Here is a 21,929-nt window from a genome sequence, read left to right on the forward strand (position 1 = left end):
CGAACAGTTATCCACAGGCCCGCCCGGTGTGTGGCCACATCGGGTTGGATGGGGCCATGAGCGACACACAGAACGACGCGTCCGTACCGGAGCGGGAGCAGGAACCGCCGCAGTGGGAGCAGCGTTTCCGCGCTGCTCGGGTGTCCCTGCCCGACTGGGCCGAGGACGCCCCCGACCGCGCGCTCTTCGTCTCGAACGCCACCGGTACGTACGAGCTGTACGCATGGGACCGGGCGACCGGGAAGCAGCGCCAGGTCACGGACCGGCCCAACGGGACGACGGACGGGGTGCTGACACCGGACGGGCAGGCCGTCTGGTGGTTCGCGGACACCGATGGCGACGAGTTCGGCGTGTGGATGCGCCAGCCCTTCGACGGCGGTGCGGACGAGCCGGCCACACCCGGACTGGAGCCCTCCTACCCGGCCGGGCTCGCGATCGGCCGTGACGGCACGGCGGTGGTCGGCCGTTCCACGGACGAGGAGGGCACGACCGTGCACCTGGTGCGTCCCGGGACGGATCCTGTCGAGATCTACAGGCACAGGGAGTCCGCCGGGGTCGGTGACCTGTCGCACGACGGGACGCTGATCGCTCTGGAACACACGGAGCACGGCGACGCGATGCACTCCGCGCTGCGGGTGGTGCGCCCCGACGGTTCGACGGTCGCCGAGCTGGACGACACCGAGGGCGGCACGAAGGAGCTGGGGCTGTCGGTGCTGGGATTCGCCCCGGTGACCGGTGACACCCGGTTGCTGGTCGGGCATCAGCGGCGCGGGCGGTGGGAGCCGATGATCTGGGATCCGGTGGCGGGAACGCAGACGGACCTTCATGTCGATCTGCCCGGTGACGCGGGCGCCGAGTGGTATCCGGACGGATCCGCTTTGCTGATCGAGCACAGCTTCGAGGCCCGCAGTGAGCTGTGGCGGTACGAGCCGGGCGCCGCGGAGCCGGTCCGGGTCGAGACTCCCGCCGGGACGGTCTCGGGTGCCACGGCCCGCCCCGACGGCACGGTGGAGTATCTGTGGTCGTCGGCAGCGCAACCGCCCGTCGTGCGCTCCACGACGGGCTCCGTCGTTCTCGACCCGCCGGGTGCGAAGGCTCCGGCCTCGGTGCCGGTGCGGGACGCCTGGGTGGACGGCCCGGGAGGCCGTATCCACGCCCTGGTGCAGACCCCGGCCACCGGTGACGGCCCGTTCCCCACGGTCTTCGAGATACACGGTGGGCCCACCTGGCACGACAGCGATGCCTTCGCCTCGGGCCCGGCCGCATGGGTGGACCACGGTTTCGCCGTCGTGCGGGTCAACTACCGCGGGTCCACGGGTTACGGCCGTGCCTGGACGGACGCGCTGAAGCACCGGGTCGGGCTGATCGAGCTGGAGGACGTCGCGGCCGTCCGTGAGTGGGCGGTGAAGTCAGGGATCGCGGACCCGGAGCGGCTCGTGCTGGCCGGTGGTTCGTGGGGCGGCTATCTGACCCTGCTCGGACTCGGTACGCAGCCGGACGCCTGGGCCCTCGGGCTGGCGGCGGTCCCGGTCGCCGACTACGTCACCGCCTACCACGACGAGATGGAAGCTCTCAAGGCGATGGACCGCACACTGCTGGGCGGCACCCCGGAGGAGGTACCCGAGCGTTTCGAGGCCTCGTCCCCGCTGACCTACGTGGACGCGGTGCGCGCCCCGGTCTACATCTCGGCCGGCGTCAACGATCCGCGTTGCCCGATCCGTCAGGTGGAGAACTACGTGGACCGCCTCGCGGCCCGTGGTGCGGTCCACGAGGTGTACCGCTACGACGCGGGGCACGGCTCGCTCGTCGTGGAGGAGCGGATCAAGCAGGTGCGGCTCGAACTGGACTTCACGCTGCGCCATCTCGGGCGGGCGCAGACCGCGGACCGGCAGGAAGGCCGCGAGGAGGAGAGGCCGAAGGCATAAGGTCCGGATAAATGGTGCACCCCGCCCCGAAGGCCCGGAGCGTCGAACCGTACCGTGGAGGGGTGTACCGGTTCCTGCTGACCCCGCGATGGTGGGGGATCAACCTCTTCGTCGTGCTGGCCATCCCGTTCTGCGTGTTCATGGGCACCTGGCAGCTCGGCCGTTTCGAGGACCGCGTGCAGACGCACAAGGAGGCCGACGAGCGCCCTGATCCGGGTTCCCGCTCCCCTGAGCCGCTCGATGACCTGCTCCCTGTGAGCACGGAGACCTCCGGCCGCCCGGCCGTGGCGACCGGGACGTACACCGACCAGTTCCTGGTTCCCGGCCGCAAGCTGGACGACCGTGACGGTTTCTACGTGCTGAATCTGCTGCGCACCGACAGCGGCAAGGCCCTGCCCGTCGTACGGGGCTGGCTGGCGGGTTCCCCGGGCAGTACCGAGGTGCCCGGGGCTCCGGCCGGCGAGGTCACCGTGACCGGGGATCTGCAGGCTTCGGAGAACAGCGGCACCGCCGGCGTCGACCTCAGCGGCGGGCTCCCCGAGGGCCAGCTCGGCATGATCAGCGCGGCATCCCTCGTGAACCTCGTCCCGTACGACGTGTACGACGCCTGGGTGACCCTGACCCGGCCGGAGGCAAGCGGTGCGGGGCAGGGCCTGCAGCCCGTACCCGCGGCGGTGGCGCAGGGCAGCGGGCTCGATCTGAAGGCCTTCCAGAACCTCGGCTACACCGGTGAGTGGTTCGTCTTCGGCGGCTTCGTGCTCTTCATGTGGTTCCGGCTGGTGCGACGTGAGGCGGAAGCCGCACGCGACGTGCAGCTCGGGCTCGCCGCCGACGCCGACTGACGGAGTCCCACGCCGGGGACGGGCGCGCATACGGGTGGAGCCCGGTCCAAGTCCCTGCCCCTGTCCCCGCCCCTGGCTCTGTCTCATCCCAAGGGGCCGCGCCCGGGGCAGGGATCGGATCCGGCTACGAGGCGTCGAGTACGCCTGTGCGGTAGATCGTGCCGGCGCACGCGTTGGCGATCGTGGTCTCAGCGGTCGGCGCACCCGCCTCCGGGGTGTGCGTGACCGCGATGCTGCCGTCCGCAGGACCCTCGTCCGCGCTGCCGAACTGCGCTGCGGTGTCCGTCGTCGTCCCCGCGTCCGTCCCCACGCCCTCGCCACCTCCCGCGTCTCCTGCCGTGGGTGTCGGGGTGGGCGAGCCGCCGGTGGTCGGGCAGGTGTCCGACGGCACCCACGCGAAGCGCACCTCGTACGTCATCGACGGCTTCAGGAAAACGGTTCCCGGCTCCAGCGACGGATCGGGCAGCCCGCCCGCGGGATCACCCGCGGTGTGCTGCACCACCGTGATCTTCAGCGGGTCGGCGGCGCCCGCAGCCTGGAAACCGACCGTTCCGTTGCTGGTCACCGCGCAGGCGTCGCCGGACACATTGGCGATCCTGAAGGTCCCGTACACCGTGCCGTCCGCGTCTGCCGCGCCCGCGGCGGCGGAGGCGACCCCGAGCTGACCGGGGTCGCAGGCCTTGGTGGCGGCCACCTCGGGGCCCGGGGAGTCGGGCCGGCCCTCGGCCCCGCTGCTCTCGGCCCCCGGGGCCGATCCCAGGGACGGGACCGCGGGGTTCCCGGTCTCGTCCTCGGCGCCCTCGCTCCGGCGGCTCTCGGGGCCCGTCGTCTCCCCGCCGCCGGTTTCGGCTCCGGCATCCTCACCGCTGCCGCCCTGGGCCTGCTGGCCGTGACCGGCGATGGCGGGGCCGACGGCGGCCGAACCGTCCGAATTCGCCACATGGACGAAGGCGGGGACCGCCGTGCCGATCAGCAGTGCCGCGGCCGTGGCGCCCACCACACCCTGCCGTCGCCTGGCGCGCCGGGCGGGTACCGCGCGGTGCAGACGGTCGAGAGTGCCGTCGGCGGGCTCGATGCCCTGGACGGCACCGCGCAGCATACGGCGCAGCGCGTCCTCATCCATGTCGGCACCACCGAAACCGCCGGCACCGACGTGACCACCGGAAGCACCGCCGGCCTTGCCGCCGCGCCCGAAGAGGTCGGTCAGCGTGCCGCCGTCACCGCCCCCAGCGGCAGGACCGCCCGGGTCGCGGCCGCCCTCACCGCGCGGCGCGCGACCGCCTGGCGCATGCCTGCCCGGCGCAGAGCTGTCCGGCTCGTGGACGCCCGGCTCATGGGCATCCGGGGCCGCACCGGGGGCGGCGGGCCCTGAGGCGGCTTCCGCGCCGTCGGCCGCGTCCTGATCCTGCTTCTGTTCACCGTCCCGCTCCGGATCGGTGTTCGGGATGTCCTCCGGCCCGTGGTTCACAATTCCGTTTCCAGTCCGGTCATCGTCGTGCCTGTGCTCGGGCCCGCTCATGCCTGCGCCTCCATCACGACGCGCAGTGCCGCAATGCCCCGGGAGCCGTACGCCTTCACCGAACCGAGTGATATGCCCAGTGTCTCCGCGACCTGGACCTCCGTCATGTCCGAGAAGTAGCGCAGCACCAGCACCTCGCGCTGGCGGCGCTGCAGCCCCTTCATCGCTTTGATCAGCGCGTCCCGTTCCAACTGGTCGTACGCGCCCTCCTCCGCGCTCGCCATGTCGGGCATCGGCTTGGAGAGGAGCTTCAGCCCGAGGATGCGCCGGCGCAGTGCGGAACGGGACAGGTTGACCACGGTCTGGCGGAGGTACGCGAGCGTCTTCTCCGGATCACGCACCCGGTTCCGGGCCGAGTGCACCCGGATGAACGCCTCCTGCACCACGTCCTCGCAGGAAGCGGTGTCGTCCAGCAGGAGGGCCGCGAGGCCCAGCAGCGAGCGGTAGTGGGCGCGGTAGGTCTCGGTGAGATGGTCGACCGTTGTTCCCGCCGCCACCGTCACCTCAGCGCCCTCGCCGCGCTGCGACGGCAGCCGGGCGGGTCGCGCAGCGGGCACGGGCGCAATCACCGGCATACCGCCGGCTGCGCGGGGCCGCCGGAGCGGACGCACCGAAGCGCCTCGCAACGGGCCCGCCACTGTGATGTCGAGAACCTCTGCCACGCCAGTTGGACACGCTTCCCCCCGTCAGGGTTGTACGCGTACGGCACCGCGTTCGATGCTGTGCGACATGCCCTCATTCGTACCTGCTCTTCCCCAAATGCCCCGAAAACGTGTCCAGCCACGCAAGAAGTGACGGCGTAGACGCGTCGCATCCGCCCAGCGGTTGCGGAGGGCCAGGAGATCATCGTCGGATACGACAACGCCCCAGCTCAAGGACTTCAAGCCAGCAAGTTACTCACAGGGTGCACACGAATCCTACAAAACAGGTTCGATCAAGTACGAGGGAATTCCCCGGCCACCGACTCGGCGATCTGAGCCACGTTGAGAGCCGCGCCTTTTCGGAGATTATCGCCGCAGACGAACATGTCGACGGCCTGTGGATCGTCCATCGACTGCCGCACCCGGCCCACCCAGGTCGGGTCCGTGCCAACGACATCGGACGGCGTGGGGAAGTCACCGGCCGCCGGACTGTCGAACAGGACCACCCCGGGCGCGGTCGCCAGGACCTCGTGCGCCCGGGCCACGGACACCTCGTTCTCGAAACGGGCGTGCACCGACATGGAGTGCGTCGCGACGACGGGCACGTACACACAGGTCGCCGTCACCTTCAGGTCCGGCAGGCCCAGGACCTTCCGGCACTCCTGGCGGATCGCCAGTTCCTCGGACGACCAGCCGTCACCGGCGTCGGTCCCGGCCCACGGCACCACGTTCAGCGCCACCGGGGCGGCGAACGGGCTCTTGTCCCCGTCACCCAGCGCCCGGCGTACGTCCCCCGGGCGTGTACCCAGCTCCGTGCCCGCCACCAGGGCGAGCTGCTCACGGAGCACGGCGACGCCGTCCCGGCCCACGCCGCTCACCGCCTGGTAGGACGAGACGATCAGCTCCCGAAGCCCGAACTCGGCGTGCAGCGCGCCGACCGCGACGATCAGCGACAGCGTCGTGCAGTTCGGGGACGCGACGATGCCGCGCGGTCTCAGCCGCGCGGCATGGGGGTTGATCTCAGGAACGACCAGAGGCACGTCGTCGTCCAGCCGGAAGGCCGCCGAGTCGTCCACGACCACGGCGCCCCGTGCGGCGGCGACCGGCCCCCACTGCGCGGACACCTCGTCCGGCACCAGGAACAGGGCGACGTCCACCCCGTCGAACACGTCCTCGGCGAGCGCGAGGACCTCGGTCTCCTCGCCGCGTACGACCAGCTTGGTGCCGGCCGCCCGCGGAGAGGCGATCAGTCTGACCTCGCCCCAGACGTCCTCGTGCTGAGAAAGGATCTGGAGCATGACGCCGCCGATCGCACCGGTCGCACCGACAACCGCGAGCGAAGGACGGCGTCCCGTCATCGGCCGGTGCCCCCGTAGACGACGGCCTCGTCGGAGTCGCTGTCGAGACCGAAGGCGGTGTGCACGGCACGCACGGCCTCGTTGACGTCGTCGGCACGGGTGACCACCGAGATCCGGATCTCCGACGTGGAGATCAGCTCGATGTTCACCCCGACGTCGGACAGAGCCTCGAAGAAGCCCGCGGTGACCCCGGGGTTGGTCTTCATTCCGGCGCCGACGAGAGAGATCTTCGCGATCTGGTCGTCGTAGCGCAGCGACTCGAAGCCTATGCCGGCACGGTTGCGCTCCAGGGCGTCGATGGCCTTGCGGCCCTCCGCCTTGGGCAGGGTGAACGTGATGTCCGTCAGCCCGGTCGACGCGGCGGAGACGTTCTGCACCACCATGTCCATGTTGATCTCGGCATCCGCGATGGCGCGGAAGATCGCGGCGGCCTCGCCCGGCTTGTCGGGAACGCCGACGACCGTGACCTTGGCCTCGGAGACGTCGTGGGCGACTCCGGAGATGATGGCGTGCTCCACCTGCTGGTCCCCTTGCGGTTCGTTGCTGACCCAGGTGCCGCGCAGTCCGGAGAAGGACGAGCGGACGTGGATCGGGATGTTGTAACGGCGTGCGTACTCGACGCAGCGGTGCAGCAGCACCTTGGAGCCGGACGCCGCCAGCTCCAGCATGTCCTCGAAGGAGATCCAGTCGATCTTCTGCGCCTTCTTCACGACCCGGGGGTCGGCGGTGAAGACACCGTCCACATCGGTGTAGATCTCACAGACCTCCGCGTCCAACGCGGCGGCCAGCGCGACAGCGGTCGTGTCGGAGCCACCACGGCCGAGGGTCGTGATGTTCTTGCCCTCCTGGCTCACGCCCTGGAACCCGGCGACGATGGCGATGTTGCCCTCGTCGATCGAGGTCCGGATGCGGCCGGGCGTGACATCGATGATGCGCGCCTTGTTGTGGACCGAGTCGGTGATGACACCGGCCTGGCTCCCCGTGAACGACTGGGCCTCGTGGCCCAGGTTTTTGATCGCCATGGCCAGCAGTGCCATGGAGATCCGCTCTCCGGCGGTCAGCAGCATGTCGAACTCACGCCCGGCAGGCATCGGGGATACCTGCTCGGCGAGATCGATCAACTCGTCCGTCGTGTCGCCCATCGCGGACACCACGACAACCACCTGGTTGCCGTTCTTCTTGGCGTCGACGACTCGCTTGGCAACACGCTTGATGCCTTCGGCATCGGCTACGGAGGAGCCTCCGTACTTCTGCACGACAAGGCCCACGTGCGCTCCTCGCTCAATAATGGTGCGGTCGGCTCAGTTTAACGAGCAGCCCGGATTCGACCCGCTGGTACCGGATGGTGAGATGTCCCGCCCACCAGGTGGCACGGAGCGTCGTTCCGGACTGCTCGTACCGGGCTGCTGCCCCTTCGCCCCCAGCGCACGCCTTTTGTGTCCCAGGACACAGCAGAGTCACGCGCGGCGCGAGCGCGCCCGGCCGGGGAGTTACAGGACCGGCCGCAGACCCAGCGGCCCGGCGATCTCCGCGGCCATCACACGCCCGGCCTCCTCCGCCAGGTCCCCGTCACCCGGGTCCTGGTCCGTGTCCAGGCCGTCGAGCTCCTGGAGGGGCTGGTTCAGCCGGATGTGGGCGATCAGCGACTGGAGTGCGCGCAGAGCCGCCGAGGCGGTGGAGCCCCAGTTGGAGAAGTACGAGAACTGCCACCACCACATGGCCTCCGCCGTGCGGTCCGCCTCGTAGTGCGCGAGGCCGTGCCCCAGATCCGTGACCAGGTCCGCCAGGTCGTCGGAGATGCGGTGGGGCACGGGGGCCTTGCGCGGCTCGTACGGGTCGAAGACCTCGGAGTAGACGTCGATGGGCTCCAGCAGCTCCGCGAAGCGCTCACGCAGCCCGTCGGCGTCCGGTTCGTCGTCCAGGTCCGGCTCGTAGCGCTCGTCCGGGAGGATGTCCTCGTACGCGCCGAGCCTCCCGCCGGCCAGCAGGAGCTGGGAGACCTGGAGGAGCAGGACCGGGACGGCCTCCTCGGGTTCATCGGCCTTGGACACCTCGGTGACCGCGACGATGAAGGTCTTGATCTGGTCCGCGATCTGGACGGCGAAGTCGTCCGGATCCTGTGTGACGGAGTTCAACGTGGCGTCAGACATCGAGGAGACCTCCCGTGGGCAGGGTCGCGAACGGTGGGTAGAACATAGCGCCACCGCACGTGGAGCCGCAGGCGGACGCCGGGTCACACATCGAGCAGCCGCCTCCCCTCGAAGGCGCGGCCGAGGGTGACCTCGTCCGCGTACTCCAGGTCGCCGCCCACGGGCAGTCCGCTGGCCAGCCGCGTGACCCGCAGGCCCATCGGCTTGACCATCCGGGCGAGATACGTCGCGGTGGCCTCGCCCTCCAGGTTGGGGTCGGTCGCCAGGATCAGCTCCGTGACGGAGCCGTCCGCGAGCCGGGCCAGCAGTTCCCTGATGCGCAGGTCGTCGGGGCCGACGCCCTCGATCGGGCTGATCGCGCCGCCGAGTACGTGGTAGCGGCCCCGGAATTCACGGGTCCGCTCGATGGCCACGACATCCTTGGGCTCCTCGACCACGCAGATGACCGAGCGGTCACGGCGCGCGTCCCGGCAGATGCCGCACTGCTCCTGCTGGGCGACGTTGCCACAGATCTCGCAGAAGCGGACCTTGTCCTTGACCTCGAGGAGGGCGTGGGCCAGACGGCGTACGTCGGTGGGCTCGGCCTGCAGGATGTGGAAGGCGATCCGCTGCGCGCTCTTGGGACCGACGCCCGGCAGCCTGCCCAGCTCGTCGATCAGCTCCTGAACCACGCCTTCGTACAACGGAACGCCTTTCCTTTTTCCTGCTCGTACCGTATCCGGTACGCCTGGGTAGCTACAGGGGTCAGAACGGGAGACCCGGCATGCCGCCGCCCAGGCCCTGTGCCAGCGGGCCCAGCTTCTGCTGCTGGAGCTGCTGTGCGTTGTCGTTGGCCGCCTGCACCGCGGCGACCACGAGGTCGGCGAGCGTCTCGGTGTCCTCCGGGTCCACGGCGCGGGGATCGATCACCAGGGCGCGGAGCTCGCCGGCCCCGGTCACGGTGGCCTTCACGAGGCCACCGCCCGCCTGTCCCTCGACCTCGGTCCTGGCCAGCTCCTCCTGAGCCGCGGCGAGATCCTGTTGCATCTTCTGGGCCTGCTGGAGCAGCTGCTGCATGTCGGGCTGGCCACCACCGGGAATCACGGTCACTCCTGGCATTTCGACGACGGAATGTTTCGGTATCCCGAGCCTACGTGTTCACCGGACGCCGCGCCCCACCCGCCGGGGACCAACTCTTTCGGGTGAGTTCTGGAAAGTGCCTGTCGCGCTCCTATACCTGACCAGAGGCCGTGCCTACCCGGGAATCCTGCGATTTCGACCCCGCGGCCCACCATTCGGCGGTAGGAAGAGCATGCGTATCCACACCCGTACGCATAGTGAAGGTAACGCAGAGTTACACGAGTGGGGCCCGGTCATATGCCGGTACCCGCCCCTTCCATGACCGAGAACCGCGCCGATCCCGCGTCGATACGCGCCGAACGCAGAGTGCAGAGGAGTGCCCCGGTGAGTCAGCCGGAGATGCAGCCCGAAGGGCCGCCCCGCAAAGAGCCCGGTGCGGGATCCGGTGCAGGCACCGGAACCGAACGGTCCGGTTCACGATACGGTTCGGGCCCCCGGGACCTGACCGGCCGCGCCTTCCCTCTCGGTGACTGGGGTGAGCCCGCCGAACGGCTCGACGAGCTCTACCGCTGGGTCGAGGCCGGCGCCATGGAGACCGCGGACTGGTATCTGCGTGACCGTGTGCGCAAGCGGGTCACGGCCCGGCTGCTCCGGCTCGGCACGGCGGCGGGGGTGGTCGCGGGTGCGGCCCTCCCGCTGCTCGACCTGACCGGGGAACTGCGCGGCTCGGCGGGCTGGGGCTACCTGTCGTTGCTGCTGGGCGCCGCCTGCATGGCGTGCGACCGGTACTTCGGACTGACGTCCGGCTGGATAAGGAATCTCGCGACGGCGCAGGCCGTGCAGCGGCGCCTGCAGGCGCTGCAGTTCGACTGGTCCTCCGAATGCGTCCGGGAGGTGCTCGGGCCCACGGAGGGCACCGCCAGCGAGGCCGCGGAGCGGTGCCTGGGGGTCCTGCGCCGGTTCTCGGAGGACATCACCGAACTCGTCCGCATGGAGACGGCGGACTGGATGGTGGAGTTCCGGGCGGGGCCCGCCCCCATGGGGATGCAGTCGCTGGTGTCGGGCGGGCCCGGGGGCCGCGCCGAACCGGGGGCCGCTCCCGGCCGGCTCACCATGCCCGCGGCGGTCCGCCCCAACATGCCGCGCCAGCGGCCGCCGGAGCCGCCCCGCTGAACCAGGAGCCGCCCCGCCGGCCGCGCGCGCCGGCCACCGGGGGCCGGCGGGGCACCGGATCAGCTGAAGATGATCATCGAGCCCTGCGCGAGGCTGCGGGTGGCCGCCGCGTGCAGACCCAGCCAGACGTGCCGCTCCCGGGCGAAGGGGTGCTCGTCGTACGGAACCGGGGCGGCCCGTTCCTCCAGCGCCGTCGGGCCGGCGGGCGGGAGAGGGGCGGCCGGCGGGTTGGCCGGGTCGATACCGAGGGACGGGGCGACGAACTCCAGGTCGCGCAGCAGGCCGTGGGAGGAGCCCAGCGGGCCGCCGCCCTCCATGAGCCGGTCGTCGGAGAGCGGATGGGGGAAGTCCACCGGGACGTATGCCCCGGCGTGGTCGTAGTGCCAGACCAGGTGCGACTCCTTCGCGCTCTGCTCGAACATCTCCAGCAACTGCTCGTAGTCACCGCCCAGTTCGTCGACGGGTGTGACGGCGAGACCGCTCAGCCGGAGCAGGTGGGCGCGGCGCAGGAAGTGCAGGGCGTCGTAGTCGAAGCCCGCGACCGGGGCGACGTCCCCGGTGAGACCCGGCATGTAGGCGTAGACGGGCACGGGCGGCAGCCCCGCCTCGTTCAACGCCTTGTCGTAGACGGCGATCTCTTCGGCGAACGGGTTGTCGGGGCTGTGGCACAGCACATCGACGAGGGGGACCAGCCACAGGTCACAGGCCACGAAGTCTCGCTCTCCAACGGTTCGTGCGATGGTCGGGCCAGCGTAATGCGGCCGGGAGCATGCGCACAGGGTGCGGGCGTCCGCAGACCGGAGGGCGGCCGGCCGCATGCCGGCCCGGACCGGTACGCGCTCAGCCGTGCCCCGGGTGCGGGGGGTCGCCGGCGGCCAGCCGGTCCGCCCACTTCAGCCCGTGCGCGTAGTAGGCGTCCAGCACCGCCCGTACGGCGGGTCCGTCGGCGGCCGTGATCGCCTCCACCAGTTCCTGGTGGCCGTTCCACAGCCAGTCGCACACGTCGGCGTCCCCGCGCAGATACGGCACGGCGAAGGCCCAGGCCTGCATCCGCAGCCGTTGCAGGAACTCGCTGATGTAGGTGTTGTCGATGACCGCGCCGAGCTCCCGCCAGAACCGCAGGTCGTAGCCGACGAGGATGTCCAGGTCACCGCTGCGCGCGGCCCGCGTGGCCTCCTCGGCCCGGCGGCGCACGGACACCAGGGCGGCCCGGTGGGCGCCGAGCACGGCGGGCGCCGATCCGGTCCCGTCGAAGATCCTCCGGAACACCCCGTCTATGACCAGGGCGCGCGCCTCCACCATCGCCCGGTAGTCGGCGACGGTGAATTCACGGACCCGGAAACCGCGGTGCTGGTCGGATTCGAGCAGTCCCTGTGCGGAGAGGTCGAAGAGCGCTTCCCGGACGGGTGTCGCGGACACCCCGTACTGCTCGGCGATCTGCTTGACGGTGAATTCCACCCGCGGCCGCAGACGTCCCGCGAGCACTTCGTCACGCAGCGCGTCGGCGATCTGCTGCCGCAGCGTACTGCGGGTCACGCCTCCGCTCGCACCCACGACGCCCCCTTCCGTTCTCGGCTTGGGTCACCATAAGCCAGGGCCCGTGCCCGGTTCCGGGCACGGGGGAGGGCGTCATGTCGGTGTCGTCTACACGGTGTGCTCGTCGGCGACCGAGAGGGCCGCGTCCAGGGCCGCGAGGCCCTCCTTCGCCTCGGCCGCGGTGATGTTGCAGGCGGGGACGACGTGGGTGCGGTTCATGTTGATGAAGGGCCAGATCCCGTTCTGCCTGCAGGCCGCGCCGAAGGCCGCCATCGGGGCGTTGGCCTCGCCGGTCGCGTTGTACGGGACGAGCGGTTCGCGGGTCTCCCTGTCGCGGACCAGTTCCAGTGCCCAGAAGGCGCCGAGCCCCCGCACCTCGCCGACGGACGGGTGGCGCTCGGCGAGTTCGCGCAGGCCGGGACCGAGCACGTGCTCGCCGAGATGCGCGGCGCCCTCGACGATCTTCTCCTCCTCCATCACCTTGATCGTGGCGACGGCCGCGGCGCAGGCCAGCGGATGACCTGAGTAGGTGAGTCCGCCGGGATAGGGGCGGGTCTCGAACGTGGCGGCGATCTCGGCGCTGATCGCGACGCCGCCGAGCGGCACGTAACCGGAGTTGACGCCCTTCGCGAACGTCATGAGGTCCGGTACGACGCCTTCGTGGTCGGCGGCGAACCACTTCCCGGTGCGCCCGAACCCGGCCATCACCTCGTCCAGCACGAACACGATGCCGTACCGGTCGCAGATCTCGCGGACACCCGCGAGGTAGCCGGACGGCGGCGTCATGATGCCGGCCGTGCCGGGGATCGTCTCCAGGACGACGGCGGCCACGGTCGCCGGGCCCTCGAAGGCGAGGGTGTCCTCGAGGTGCTGGAGCGCGCGGGCGCATTCCTCGGACCCGGTCCGCGCGTGGAACGGGGAGCGGTAGAGGAACGGCGCCCAGAAGCGGACGACGCCCGCCGACCCGGTGTCGGACGCCCAACGGCGCGGGTCACCGGTGAGGTTGATCGCGGTGGCGGTGGCACCGTGGTAGGAGCGGTAGGCGGAGAGGACCTTCTGGCGCCCGGTGTGCAGCCGGGCCATGCGGACGGCGTTCTCGACGGCCTCGGCGCCGCCGTTGGTGAAGAAGATCTTGTCCAGGTCGCCGGGGGTCCGTTCGGCGATGAGGCGTGCCGCCTCCGACCGCGCCTCGACGGCGAACGCGGGGGCGAAAGTGGCGAGTCTGCCTGCCTGTTCCTGGATCGCGGCCACCACCGTGGGGTGCTGGTAGCCGATGTTGGTGAAGACGAGACCGCTGGTGAAGTCCAGGTAGCGGTTGCCTTCGTAGTCCCAGAAGTACGCCCCCTCGGCGCCGGCGACGGCGAGCGGGTCGATCAGGCCCTGGGCGGACCAGGAGTGGAACACGTGTGCGCGGTCGGCGGCCTTCACGGCCGCACCCGCTGCGGGGTCGGCGTACGGGGCGCGAGGGGCATCGGAGCTCATACGGTGAGCGTATGCGGCGGCCCGGCCGTCCTCCATGGTCACTGTGTACGGCATGGGCCGCCCGGCTCGGCAGGGTGTCGGGTCCCGGCCGGACCCACGACAGGACATTGACAGCATGCTGGCTTCATGACAGCTCGCTGTCATGAAGTTCCGTGTCCCGTCCCGGAGGTCGGCATGACCGGCACGGCCGTCTACGACACCTTCGCCGACCGGGAGCCGGGCTTCGCCACGGCCCAGCTCACCCGGTACGGCCGTACCGTGCGCACCGTCGGCCTCACCGCCGCACCCGTCACCACCAGGGGCGGGATGCGCGTCCAGCCCGGTCTCCCGCTCGACGGGCTCGCCCCCGGCGACAGTGAGCTGCTGATCCTCACCAGCGCCTTCCTCTGGGACAGAGGTGACGCCCTGGCCCCCTTCGCCCGTGCGGCGCGGACCTTCCTGGACGCCGGTGTGCCCGTGGCGGCCCTCTGCGGGGCGACCGCGGGGCCGGCCCGCGAAGGCCTGTTCGACGGCCGTTCCCACACCAGCGCGGCGCCGTGGCACCTCGCGGCCACGCGGTACGCGGGCGGTGCGCACCACGTGGAGGCCGACGCGGTCACCGACGACGGCGGGAAACCGGACGCCGGCGGGGCCCCGCGTGGCGCCCTCGTCACGGCGGGGCCGGCCGAACCGGTCGCCTTCGCCCGCGAGATCCTCGGACTGCTCGGGGTGTTCGAGCCGGAGAAGCTGGACGCCTGGTACCGGCTCTTCCACGACTCGGACACGAGTGCGTACGAGGTACTCGAAGGATGAACACGCAGAACCAGGAGGGGTTCAGCCGCACCGCGACCGGGGTGTTCCGGCTCAACGGCAGGTTCCTGTCCGTGGCGGAGCGACTGGCCGGGCCGGCCGGCCTCACGGCGGCGCGGTGGCAGGTCCTCGGTGCGGTCCTGACCGAGCCGCTTCCCGTGTCGGGGATCGCGCGTTCGATGGGTATCACCCGGCAGAGCGTGCAGCGGATCGCCGATCTGCCGGTGGACCGGGGCCTCGCCGAATACGTCGCGAATCCCGCCCACCGGCGGGCGGAGCTGCTCCGGCCCACCGCACGGGGCCGGGCCGCGGTGAGCCGGGTGGACCCGCCCACGGGGAGTTCGCGCAGCGGCTGGCCCAGGAGCCGGGTGAGGAGGAGTTCGCCCGGACCGTGCAGACGCTGGAGCGGCTCTCGGCCGCCATGGACACCCTGGCCTCCTCCTCCGGGGCGCCACCGGAGCCCTCCGCGGACTGAGGGCGGTCTCCGGGCCACGGGCCACGGGCGCCGTTATTCTCGACCCACGGCCCGCCACGGCCGTACGGGGGAGGAAACGCATCATGGAGAAGCTGGGCTCCGGCGATCCGCAACGCATCGGCACCTACCGCCTGCTGGGGCGCCTCGGAGCCGGCGGGATGGGCCAGGTGTTCCTCGCCCGTTCGGACCGGGGCCGCACCGTCGCCATCAAACTGGTCCGCCCCGAGCTCGCCCAGCAGCAGCATTTCCGCGACCGTTTCCGGGCGGAGGTGCAGGCCGCCCGGCGGGTGGGTGGTTCCTGGACCGCACCGGTGCTCGACGCCGGCGTCGACGCGGCGGTGCCGTGGGTGGCCACCGGTTACGTCGCCGGCCCCTCGCTCCACCGCATCGTCTCCGGCCGCCCGGGCGTCCCCGTGGCCGGGCCGGGGGCGTACGGTCCGCTTCCCGAGCGCTCCGTCCGCATCCTGGGCGCCGGGCTCGCGGAGGCTCTCCAGGACATCCACCGCGCCGGACTGATCCACCGCGATCTGAAACCGTCCAACGTCCTGATGACGATCGACGGCCCCCGGGTCATCGACTTCGGTATCGCCCGTGCCCTGGAGACCGTCGCCGACGGTGGCCTCACCCGCACCGGCGCGATGATCGGCTCACCCGGTTTCATGGCGCCCGAACAGGTGCGGGGCGAGCGTGTGACGACCGCGTGCGACGTCTTCTGCCTCGGTTCCGTGCTGGCGTACGCGGCGACCGGCCGGCTGCCGTTCGGAACTACGGACAGCGGGATCCACGCGCTGATGTTCCGGATCGCGCATGAGGACCCGGACCTCACCGGCGTACCCGCCGCCCTGGCCGGGCTGGTCCGGGACTGCCTGGCGAAGGATCCGGCCGCGCGGCCCTCCACGGACACCGTCCTGGAGCGGCTGGGCGACACGGACACGACGGAGCCGTGGCTGCCGGGTGCGCTGATCGCCCAGCTGGGCCGGCACGCCGTGGAGCTGCTGGATTCCGAGGACCCGGAGGAGAGCGGGCCGGAGGAGACCGGCCCGGCGCCGAGCCCGCGGGGGGTGCCGACCGCACCCGTGCCGTCCGCGCCTCCGAAGGCCGCTCCTCCCGCACCGGCGCGGCCGCGCGGCGCCGCGCACGGACTTCCCACCCTGATCGGCCCGGCCGCTCCGGCGCCGCACCAGGCCCCGCCGCCACCTCCGTACGGGTATCCGCGACAGCTCACCCGCGGTTACGGCCACGGGCCCGCTCCTGCGTACGGGCCGGCCCCGGCCCACTTCGCTCCACCCGCACCCGAGCACCGCCGCAGGGCGGCACCCACCCTGCTGCTGTCCGCCGTCGCGCTGCTCGTCGCGGTGGGGGCGGGCTGCGGGGTGTACGCCTTCATGCAGGGCGGGAGCGGCTCCACGGCGTCCGGAACCGTCTCGCCCTCCGCCGCCGGCACCTCCACGGACGGCACGGACACGGGCGGCAGGAGTTCCGGCGGCACGGGCGCGGACGGCGCCGTCCCTGCCGGATTCCTGGGCACCTGGTCCGGGGCCGTCGAAGGCGGCGGAGGCCCTTCCACCCGTCAACTCGTCGTCCGGCAAGGCGAGGTGGGCGACACCGTACTGTCCCTCACCGCAGAGGGCCCGCTCGGTGCCGGCGGCTCCTACCGCTGCGTCTTCCAGGCCGGCCTGGACAGCGAGCCCGCCTCCGGAGGGCCCGTCCGCATCGGGCCCTCCCGGGTCACCGAGGGCGAACCGATGTCGTCGTGCACCCCGGGCGAGCCCACCGTCCTGACGCTGTTGCCCGACGGCACCCTGCGCCGTGAGGGCACGGCCACCGGCAAGAGCCTGACGTACACGAAGACGGGCTGAGCGGCTCACGCCGCGAGGTCCACCGCCCGGAACGCGAGCCACAGGTCGTAACGCGCGCTCGGCGTCCGCAGCAGCGACCGGGACAGCAGGGCTTCGAGCCGGGTGAGTCGTTTGCGCGCGCCGGGCACGGAGATGCCCAGTTCGGCGGCGGCCGCGCTCAGCTGGGCCTCGCAGCGCAGCCACGTCCGCAGGGTCTCCTCGCCCATGGGGCCTGCCCGGTCGAGGAGCCGCAACTGCTGGGCGGCCCAGCCCCGGACGCCGGGGGAGCGCAGAACCGCGTCGAGGTCCCCGGACACCGGGGGGCCCATGGGGCGGGCGCGGTGCAGGGCGGGGGTGGCCCTGATCCGCAGGGCCAGGTCGACGGCCGCCTGGTCCGCGACCCGGTTGAGGTCCAGGCCGAGGAGTTCGCCGACGAGCTTCAGGCGGGCGGCCAGGGTGTTGCGGTGGATCTTCAGGTGCTGGGTGGCGTGGGAGGAGAACGCCAGCCAGGACGCGACGGTCGCGCACAGCTCCTGGCTGCCCGGGTCCTGCGGGCGGCGCGGCAGATGGGCGAGGAGGGGCGCGAGCAGGGCGTCGGCCCACTTCGCCCCGGCGGCGCCGACGACCAGCGCGGGCTCCTGGGCGGCGCCGAATCTGGCGTGACGCCCCGGTACGCCACGGGCGACGGCGAGGGCGTGGAAGGCCTGCCGGTAGGCGGTCGCCGTGTCGGGCAGCCGCACTTCCTCGCTGACGCCCACGACGCAGTCGTCCACGAGTCCGGCGATCGCCAGACCGAGGGTGCGGCCGCCCGGAGGTCCCTCCGCTTCTTCGTCCGCCGGCACGATGAGGATCAGATGACTGGCGTACACCGGGCAGCGCACGATCCAGGTACGGCCGCCGGAGACGTCCGCGCAGATCCGGGCCACCTCGTCCCGCTGCCCGCCGGAGCACTCGACGACACAGACGCGTACGGGGTCGGGGAGTTTCGGCCGCAGGGCGCCGGCCACCTGGTGGGCGATGGAGAGCTGACCCGTCATCAGCAGGTGCAGCACGGCCTCACGGCCCCGGGACTCCGCCAGGTCCACCCGCCGCCGTTTGCGTTCGACGCTCTCCGACGCCCAGGACAGGGCGAGCGGCATCACCGCGTCGGCCATCAGTGTGGTCAGCCCGCCGGGCAGCGGCTTGGGGGCGACGAGGGCGAGGACCGGCCCGTGGCTCCCGGCCGGCCGGCCGAGGGGGAGCAGGAGTGCGGAGCACTCCTCGGTGTCGAGGGAGTACGAACCGGTCCCCCGGGCCGCCAGTTCCCGCGCGGCACGGGAGGCGAGCCCGGCCGCCTCGTGGCCCGGCCACCGGGCGTTCCCGGCCACGGCCTGGAGCACCGTGCCGTCACCGTCCAGGATCCCGGCCCAGCCCTCGGCCCGCTGGGCCAGTCTGCGCAGCAGCTCGGGTGATCCACCGGTCCGTGCGAGCCGGTACATCAGCAGTACGTCGTCGGCCCGTTCCCGCGCACGCACGTCTCCCCGCTCCTCCCTGGAACCGGAGTGCAGAGTACCGGCCCGGCTGTGCGGTTTGGTACCCGTCGTGGACCACACGGTGCGAACTGAAGCTCCCGGCACGCCATCCCGTCCCTTTAGAGTCCCCAGCGTGTTCCGGGGCGCCGGGGGACGTCGGGGGACGTCGTGGCGTCCTGGATCCGGGGGCCCGGGGGACGTCGGGGGACGTCCGGACGGCACGGCGGCAGCGGCTCACGGGGGTGGTCGCTGTCGTCGGCCCGCCGCGGCTGCGGGGCGTCAGCCGGTGGCAGAGCCACGACCACCGGAACCCGCTACGCGTATCGATGTCAGTGGTGCCGCCTAGCGTGATTCTCGACCGTGTCGTACGCCGGACGAGAGGTCTCTGCCGTGGAATTCCGCATGGAGCGGGGCGAACTGACCGATGCCGTCTCCCGGGTGGCTCGTGTCCTGCCCGTGCGTTCGCCCGTTCCCGTCCTCGGAGGGCTTCTCCTCGAGGTGGACGACGGCCGGTTGCGTGTGTCCGGGACGGACCTCGATGCCTCCGTGTGCGTCGAGGCGAAGACGCACACCGTCCGGCCCGGAAAGGTGCTGGTCATGGGACGGCGCCTGTTCGACGTCTGCAAGGTGCTGCCCGAAGGACCCGTGGAGTGCGCGGTGGAGGGTTCTCGTTTCACGGTCACGGCGGACGGCTCGCGCTTCGGCCTCTCGGTCCTGCCCCTCGACGACTATCCCGCGCTGCCGCCGCTGCCGGAGGTCCGCGGGACCGTGGAAGCGGGGGAGTTCGCCTCGGCGGTCGCACACGTGGTGGTGGCGGCGGGGCGGGACGACACCCTGCCGGCGCTCACCGGGCTCCGGCTCCGCCTCGACGGTTCCACGATGACGCTGGCGGCGACCGACCGGTACCGCTTCGCGGTGCGCGGCCTGCCGTTCAGGGCGACGGCACCGGACGTGGCGGCCGATGTCCTGGTACCGGCCCGCCGGCTGGCCGAGATCGCCCGGTCGCTCGGCAGGGCCGGACAGGTCGACGTCGCCGTGGGCGGCGGATCGGCCGGATTCGAGCATGCCGGGACGCGTACGACGGTGCGCCTGCTGGAGGGCGGACTGCCGCGCCACGACAAGCTGTTCGCCATGACGGACCCCGCGGTCGTGACGATGGACCGGGCGGGCCTGGTGGAGGCCGTGAGGCGGGTCTCCGTGGTCGCGGACGGCGGCAGCCCGCTGCAGATGACGTTCTCCGCCGCGCCGGACGGTTCGGTGCTGCTGCAGGCGGGGTTCGAGGACGACGTGGCCTCGCAACGGCTGCCGGCGGTCCTGGACGGCGCCGCCGGGATGACGGTGGCCTTCAACCCGGCGTATCTGGTGGACGCCCTGTCCTCCTTCGAGGACACGACGGTCCGGTTGAAGCTGATGGGTCCGGGACAGCGCGCCATGATCACCCACGGGGAGGACACCGGGGCAGCGACGCACCGGCACCTGCTGATGTCCGTGAAGCCGCCGCTGCTCTGAACGCCCCGGTGGACCGGCCCTGCGGGCGGGCGGGTCACCCCGGGAGGCCGGGCGTCTCCCCGACTGCGGCGAGCAGCCGGACGGGGAACTCCGGACCGGCCTGCCCCGCCGTGGACCCGAGCCACCGCTTGCCCCCGGGCACCCGCCGGACCTGAGTGCTGCCCGCCGGACCGCAGAGCTGTCCCGTCGGCTCCGGGGCGGTGTCCGCCCCTTCCTCGTCCCGCTCCGGGTACGGCCGGAGCTCGACGGTGACCGGCTCGGCCCACCACTCGCTCGACGCTGTCACCAGGATGCCGGACTCGGCCTCGATCTCCTGCTCGGCGGGTTCGAAGGGTTCGCAGGACCGGTCGTCCCAGGGGTCCCGGCTCGCCCGCAGGGTCGGCAGACGGTGCCCGGGGCCGCTGCTGCGCACACCGCGGTCCTCGCTCTCCTCCCCCGCCGGGAGGGCAGGGCGAGGGCGTTGTCGATCAGGGCGAGGCGGGCCTCGGTGGCCGTGGGGGCGGGTTACCCGCGCCGTCCGTGTCCCTGGTGCGTGATCCTGCCGGTCGCCCGCCCGTGGGCGCCGGTGGGGGGCGCGTCCGGCCGATGCCGGGCGCGCCCCCTCTCCCCGGGACGGGGCCGTGGTTCAGCAGCTCAGGTTCGAGCCGGGCGTCGTACCGAGGAGCTGGACGAACGCCTGGTACTTGTTGATGCGGCTCTGGACCTGGGCGGGGTTGCCGCCGTTGCACTCGATGCTGCCGTTGATCGAGCGGATCGTCTCGCCGAAGCCGGCGCCGTTGACGATGGCGTTGTGGGGCGTCATGGTGCCGGGTCCTGACTGGGTGTTCCAGTACCAGAGACCGGTCTTCCAGGCCACGGCCGCGTTCTGCTCCACCTGCCAGGGGTTGCCGAGCAGGTCGATGCCGAGTGCGTCACCGGCGGCCTTGTAGTTGAAGTTCCAGCTGAGCTGGATCGGTCCGCGGCCGTAGTAGGCGGCCTGGCCGGCCGGGCAGCCGTACGGCTGGCCGGTGTCGCAGTAGTGCGGGTAGTTCGCGGTGTTCTGCTCCACGATGTGCACCAGACCGCCGGTCTCGTGGCTGACGTTGGCGAGGAACGCCGCGGCCTCCCGCTTCTTGACCGTGTCACTGCCGGTGTTGGCGAAGCCGGGGTAGGCGCTCAGCGCCGCTTTGAGGCCGCTGTAGGTGTAGAACGAATTCCGGCTCGGGAACATCTGGTTGAACTGCGACTCGCTCACGACGAAGCCCGAGGGGTCCGGATTCCCAGGGTCCGTTTCGCCGCCGGAGCCGCAACTGCCCTGGTCGGCCCAGACGTCGGCCGTGCCGGGCCGCTCGTTCTGGGTCCACCACTTCGCGGACCAGTTGTGCCCGTTGTACGAGGCGGAGCCGCCGCCCCAGTAGACGGCGGAGGCACTCCAGGCGGGGGCGCAGGCGGCGGCCGACGCCGTGGAGACGGGGAGGAAGACGAACGTCGCGATGACCGCGCCCAGTGCGACGATCAGGCTCATGACACGTTTGGCCACGTGATCACTCCTTCGACGCGACGCCCGCTCCGAGCGAGCACCGCCATGGGGGGTTACGGCCACTCAAGCGTCGCTGGTCTGGACCTGTCAAGGTCTAGACCAGAACTCGGCCCTCTTCCACGTCTTCCTCGACCGCTCCGCGTCACAGGGCTGTTGCACGAGGGGCGAACGTCGCCGGAGAGGAAACGGAGGCGTCCCCGCCACGGAACCCCCGGCCGTACGGTGACGCCATCCAGCACATCGCTCCCACGAGGGAGCGCGAGCCCCATGGACCCGTCGTTCACCCCCGGGAACGCCATCGGCGTTCTCACCGCCCTCCTGGGCGTCGCGGCCCCGGCGGGTGTGCTCCGGTACGGTCGCCGCGTCCCGCGCCGCAAGCGCCTCGGCCACCGCGTGCAGACGGACACCTCCAGGCGGCGAAGCCGGCCGGGGCCGGGCCGATGTGCGGCTCGGGCTCTTCGACGAGACCCCGGACGTGTCCGACGCCGCCCTCGTCCCGCGGCGCGTCGAGGACGACCGCTCCGGTTCCCGGGACGCCCCCGGTGAGGCTGGGCCTGGCTCACCCACTTCGCCGTCTCCCCCCTCCCGCCTCGTGGGTCCGGC

Annotated in this window: 20 protein-coding genes and 1 pseudogene; 8 read left to right on the plus strand and 13 right to left on the minus strand. The window is 71.8% G+C overall.

The features are described from left to right. Nucleotides 1–56: 56 nt before the first annotated feature. Together ACF1FZ_RS21885 and ACF1FZ_RS21890 are read left to right on the plus strand one after the other, a co-directional pair. Nucleotides 57–1,925: a S9 family peptidase gene (locus ACF1FZ_RS21885; protein WP_391775061.1), complete on the plus strand. Its 1,869-nt coding sequence runs from the start codon at nucleotides 57–59 to the stop codon at nucleotides 1,923–1,925. Between the two features lie 62 nt (nucleotides 1,926–1,987). Further along, the gene (locus ACF1FZ_RS21890) at nucleotides 1,988–2,767 is read left to right on the plus strand and encodes an SURF1 family protein (protein ID WP_391775062.1); all 780 of its coding nucleotides are present in this window, start codon (nucleotides 1,988–1,990) and stop codon (nucleotides 2,765–2,767) included. A gap of 124 nt (nucleotides 2,768–2,891) precedes the next feature. On the opposite strand, the gene ACF1FZ_RS21895 is transcribed toward ACF1FZ_RS21890, so the two are convergent. Then, on the minus strand, nucleotides 2,892–3,890 hold the full coding sequence (locus tag ACF1FZ_RS21895) for a hypothetical protein (protein WP_391775063.1): 999 nt from the start codon (nucleotides 3,888–3,890) through the stop codon (nucleotides 2,892–2,894). A 30-nt stretch (nucleotides 3,891–3,920) separates the two neighbouring features. Here ACF1FZ_RS21895 and ACF1FZ_RS21900 point away from each other — a divergent pair, with 30 nt between their 5' ends. Beyond that, complete coding sequence (locus ACF1FZ_RS21900; protein WP_391775064.1) at nucleotides 3,921–4,139, plus strand: hypothetical protein; 219 nt, start codon at nucleotides 3,921–3,923, stop codon at nucleotides 4,137–4,139. A 143-nt stretch (nucleotides 4,140–4,282) separates the two neighbouring features. Here the strand turns inward: ACF1FZ_RS21900 and ACF1FZ_RS21905 are convergent, their stop codons facing one another. From ACF1FZ_RS21905 to ACF1FZ_RS21930, 6 genes are all read right to left on the minus strand, one after another. Beyond that, nucleotides 4,283–4,861 carry a SigE family RNA polymerase sigma factor gene (locus ACF1FZ_RS21905; RefSeq protein ID WP_391775065.1) on the minus strand — a complete coding sequence of 193 codons (579 nt, stop codon included), beginning with the start codon at nucleotides 4,859–4,861 and terminating at the stop codon, nucleotides 4,283–4,285. A gap of 359 nt (nucleotides 4,862–5,220) precedes the next feature. Continuing rightward, nucleotides 5,221–6,285 carry an aspartate-semialdehyde dehydrogenase gene (locus ACF1FZ_RS21910; protein ID WP_391775066.1) on the minus strand — a complete coding sequence of 355 codons (1,065 nt, stop codon included), beginning with the start codon at nucleotides 6,283–6,285 and terminating at the stop codon, nucleotides 5,221–5,223. After that, nucleotides 6,282–7,553 (minus strand): aspartate kinase, encoded by a 1,272-nt coding sequence (locus ACF1FZ_RS21915; protein ID WP_136326566.1) that lies wholly within the window; start codon nucleotides 7,551–7,553, stop codon nucleotides 6,282–6,284. Before ACF1FZ_RS21915 ends, ACF1FZ_RS21910 begins: the two co-directional genes overlap by 4 nt. A 222-nt stretch (nucleotides 7,554–7,775) precedes the next feature. After that, the gene (locus ACF1FZ_RS21920) at nucleotides 7,776–8,435 is read right to left on the minus strand and encodes a DUF5063 domain-containing protein (RefSeq protein WP_391775067.1); all 660 of its coding nucleotides are present in this window, start codon (nucleotides 8,433–8,435) and stop codon (nucleotides 7,776–7,778) included. A gap of 83 nt (nucleotides 8,436–8,518) precedes the next feature. Then, complete coding sequence (gene recR / locus ACF1FZ_RS21925; protein ID WP_391775068.1) at nucleotides 8,519–9,118, minus strand: recombination mediator RecR; 600 nt, start codon at nucleotides 9,116–9,118, stop codon at nucleotides 8,519–8,521. A gap of 61 nt (nucleotides 9,119–9,179) precedes the next feature. Beyond that, on the minus strand, nucleotides 9,180–9,518 hold the full coding sequence (locus ACF1FZ_RS21930; protein ID WP_391775069.1) for a YbaB/EbfC family nucleoid-associated protein: 339 nt from the start codon (nucleotides 9,516–9,518) through the stop codon (nucleotides 9,180–9,182). 360 nt (nucleotides 9,519–9,878) lie between these two features. Between ACF1FZ_RS21930 and ACF1FZ_RS21935 the strand changes: the two genes are divergently transcribed. Next, nucleotides 9,879–10,667, plus strand: a complete 789-nt coding sequence (locus ACF1FZ_RS21935) for an SLATT domain-containing protein (protein ID WP_391775070.1) — start codon at nucleotides 9,879–9,881, stop codon at nucleotides 10,665–10,667. A gap of 59 nt (nucleotides 10,668–10,726) precedes the next feature. On the opposite strand, the gene ACF1FZ_RS21940 is transcribed toward ACF1FZ_RS21935, so the two are convergent. The 3 genes from ACF1FZ_RS21940 to ACF1FZ_RS21950 form a co-directional block, all read right to left on the minus strand. Beyond that, complete coding sequence (locus ACF1FZ_RS21940) at nucleotides 10,727–11,377, minus strand: hypothetical protein (protein WP_391775071.1); 651 nt, start codon at nucleotides 11,375–11,377, stop codon at nucleotides 10,727–10,729. 130 nt (nucleotides 11,378–11,507) lie between these two features. Then, entirely contained in the window at nucleotides 11,508–12,221 is a 714-nt protein-coding gene (locus ACF1FZ_RS21945) for a GntR family transcriptional regulator (RefSeq protein WP_391775072.1), read from the minus strand. Nucleotides 12,222–12,311: 90 nt separating this feature from the next. Further along, a complete protein-coding gene (locus tag ACF1FZ_RS21950) occupies nucleotides 12,312–13,685 on the minus strand; it encodes an aspartate aminotransferase family protein (RefSeq protein WP_391775073.1) in 1,374 nt (457 codons plus the stop codon). Between the two features lie 174 nt (nucleotides 13,686–13,859). On the opposite strand from ACF1FZ_RS21950, the gene ACF1FZ_RS21955 reads away from it, so the two are divergent. From ACF1FZ_RS21955 to ACF1FZ_RS21965, 3 genes and pseudogenes are all read left to right on the plus strand, one after another. Next, nucleotides 13,860–14,477, plus strand: coding sequence for a DJ-1/PfpI family protein (locus tag ACF1FZ_RS21955; protein WP_391775074.1), 618 nt, complete (start codon nucleotides 13,860–13,862; stop codon nucleotides 14,475–14,477). Beyond that, nucleotides 14,474–14,949, plus strand: a pseudogene (locus ACF1FZ_RS21960) (MarR family winged helix-turn-helix transcriptional regulator). Before ACF1FZ_RS21955 ends, ACF1FZ_RS21960 begins: the two are co-directional and overlap by 4 nt. Nucleotides 14,950–15,032: 83 nt before the next feature. Continuing rightward, nucleotides 15,033–16,808, plus strand: coding sequence for a serine/threonine-protein kinase (locus ACF1FZ_RS21965; protein ID WP_391775075.1), 1,776 nt, complete (start codon nucleotides 15,033–15,035; stop codon nucleotides 16,806–16,808). A gap of 5 nt (nucleotides 16,809–16,813) precedes the next feature. Here ACF1FZ_RS21965 and ACF1FZ_RS21970 read toward each other — a convergent pair whose 3' ends face one another. After that, nucleotides 16,814–18,265 (minus strand): helix-turn-helix domain-containing protein, encoded by a 1,452-nt coding sequence (locus tag ACF1FZ_RS21970; RefSeq protein ID WP_391775111.1) that lies wholly within the window; start codon nucleotides 18,263–18,265, stop codon nucleotides 16,814–16,816. 423 nt (nucleotides 18,266–18,688) lie between these two features. Here ACF1FZ_RS21970 and dnaN point away from each other — a divergent pair, with 423 nt between their 5' ends. After that, nucleotides 18,689–19,807, plus strand: coding sequence for a DNA polymerase III subunit beta (dnaN, locus tag ACF1FZ_RS21975; RefSeq protein WP_391775076.1), 1,119 nt, complete (start codon nucleotides 18,689–18,691; stop codon nucleotides 19,805–19,807). A 34-nt stretch (nucleotides 19,808–19,841) separates the two neighbouring features. Here the strand turns inward: dnaN and ACF1FZ_RS21980 are convergent, their stop codons facing one another. After that, nucleotides 19,842–20,219, minus strand: coding sequence for a hypothetical protein (locus ACF1FZ_RS21980; protein ID WP_391775077.1), 378 nt, complete (start codon nucleotides 20,217–20,219; stop codon nucleotides 19,842–19,844). Between the two features lie 213 nt (nucleotides 20,220–20,432). Beyond that, complete coding sequence (locus ACF1FZ_RS21985) at nucleotides 20,433–21,326, minus strand: glycoside hydrolase family 19 protein (protein ID WP_391775078.1); 894 nt, start codon at nucleotides 21,324–21,326, stop codon at nucleotides 20,433–20,435. Nucleotides 21,327–21,929: the final 603 nt, after the last annotated feature.

This window comes from Streptomyces sp. NPDC014623, from assembly GCF_043088245.1.
GTDB lineage: Bacteria > Actinomycetota > Actinomycetes > Streptomycetales > Streptomycetaceae > Streptomyces.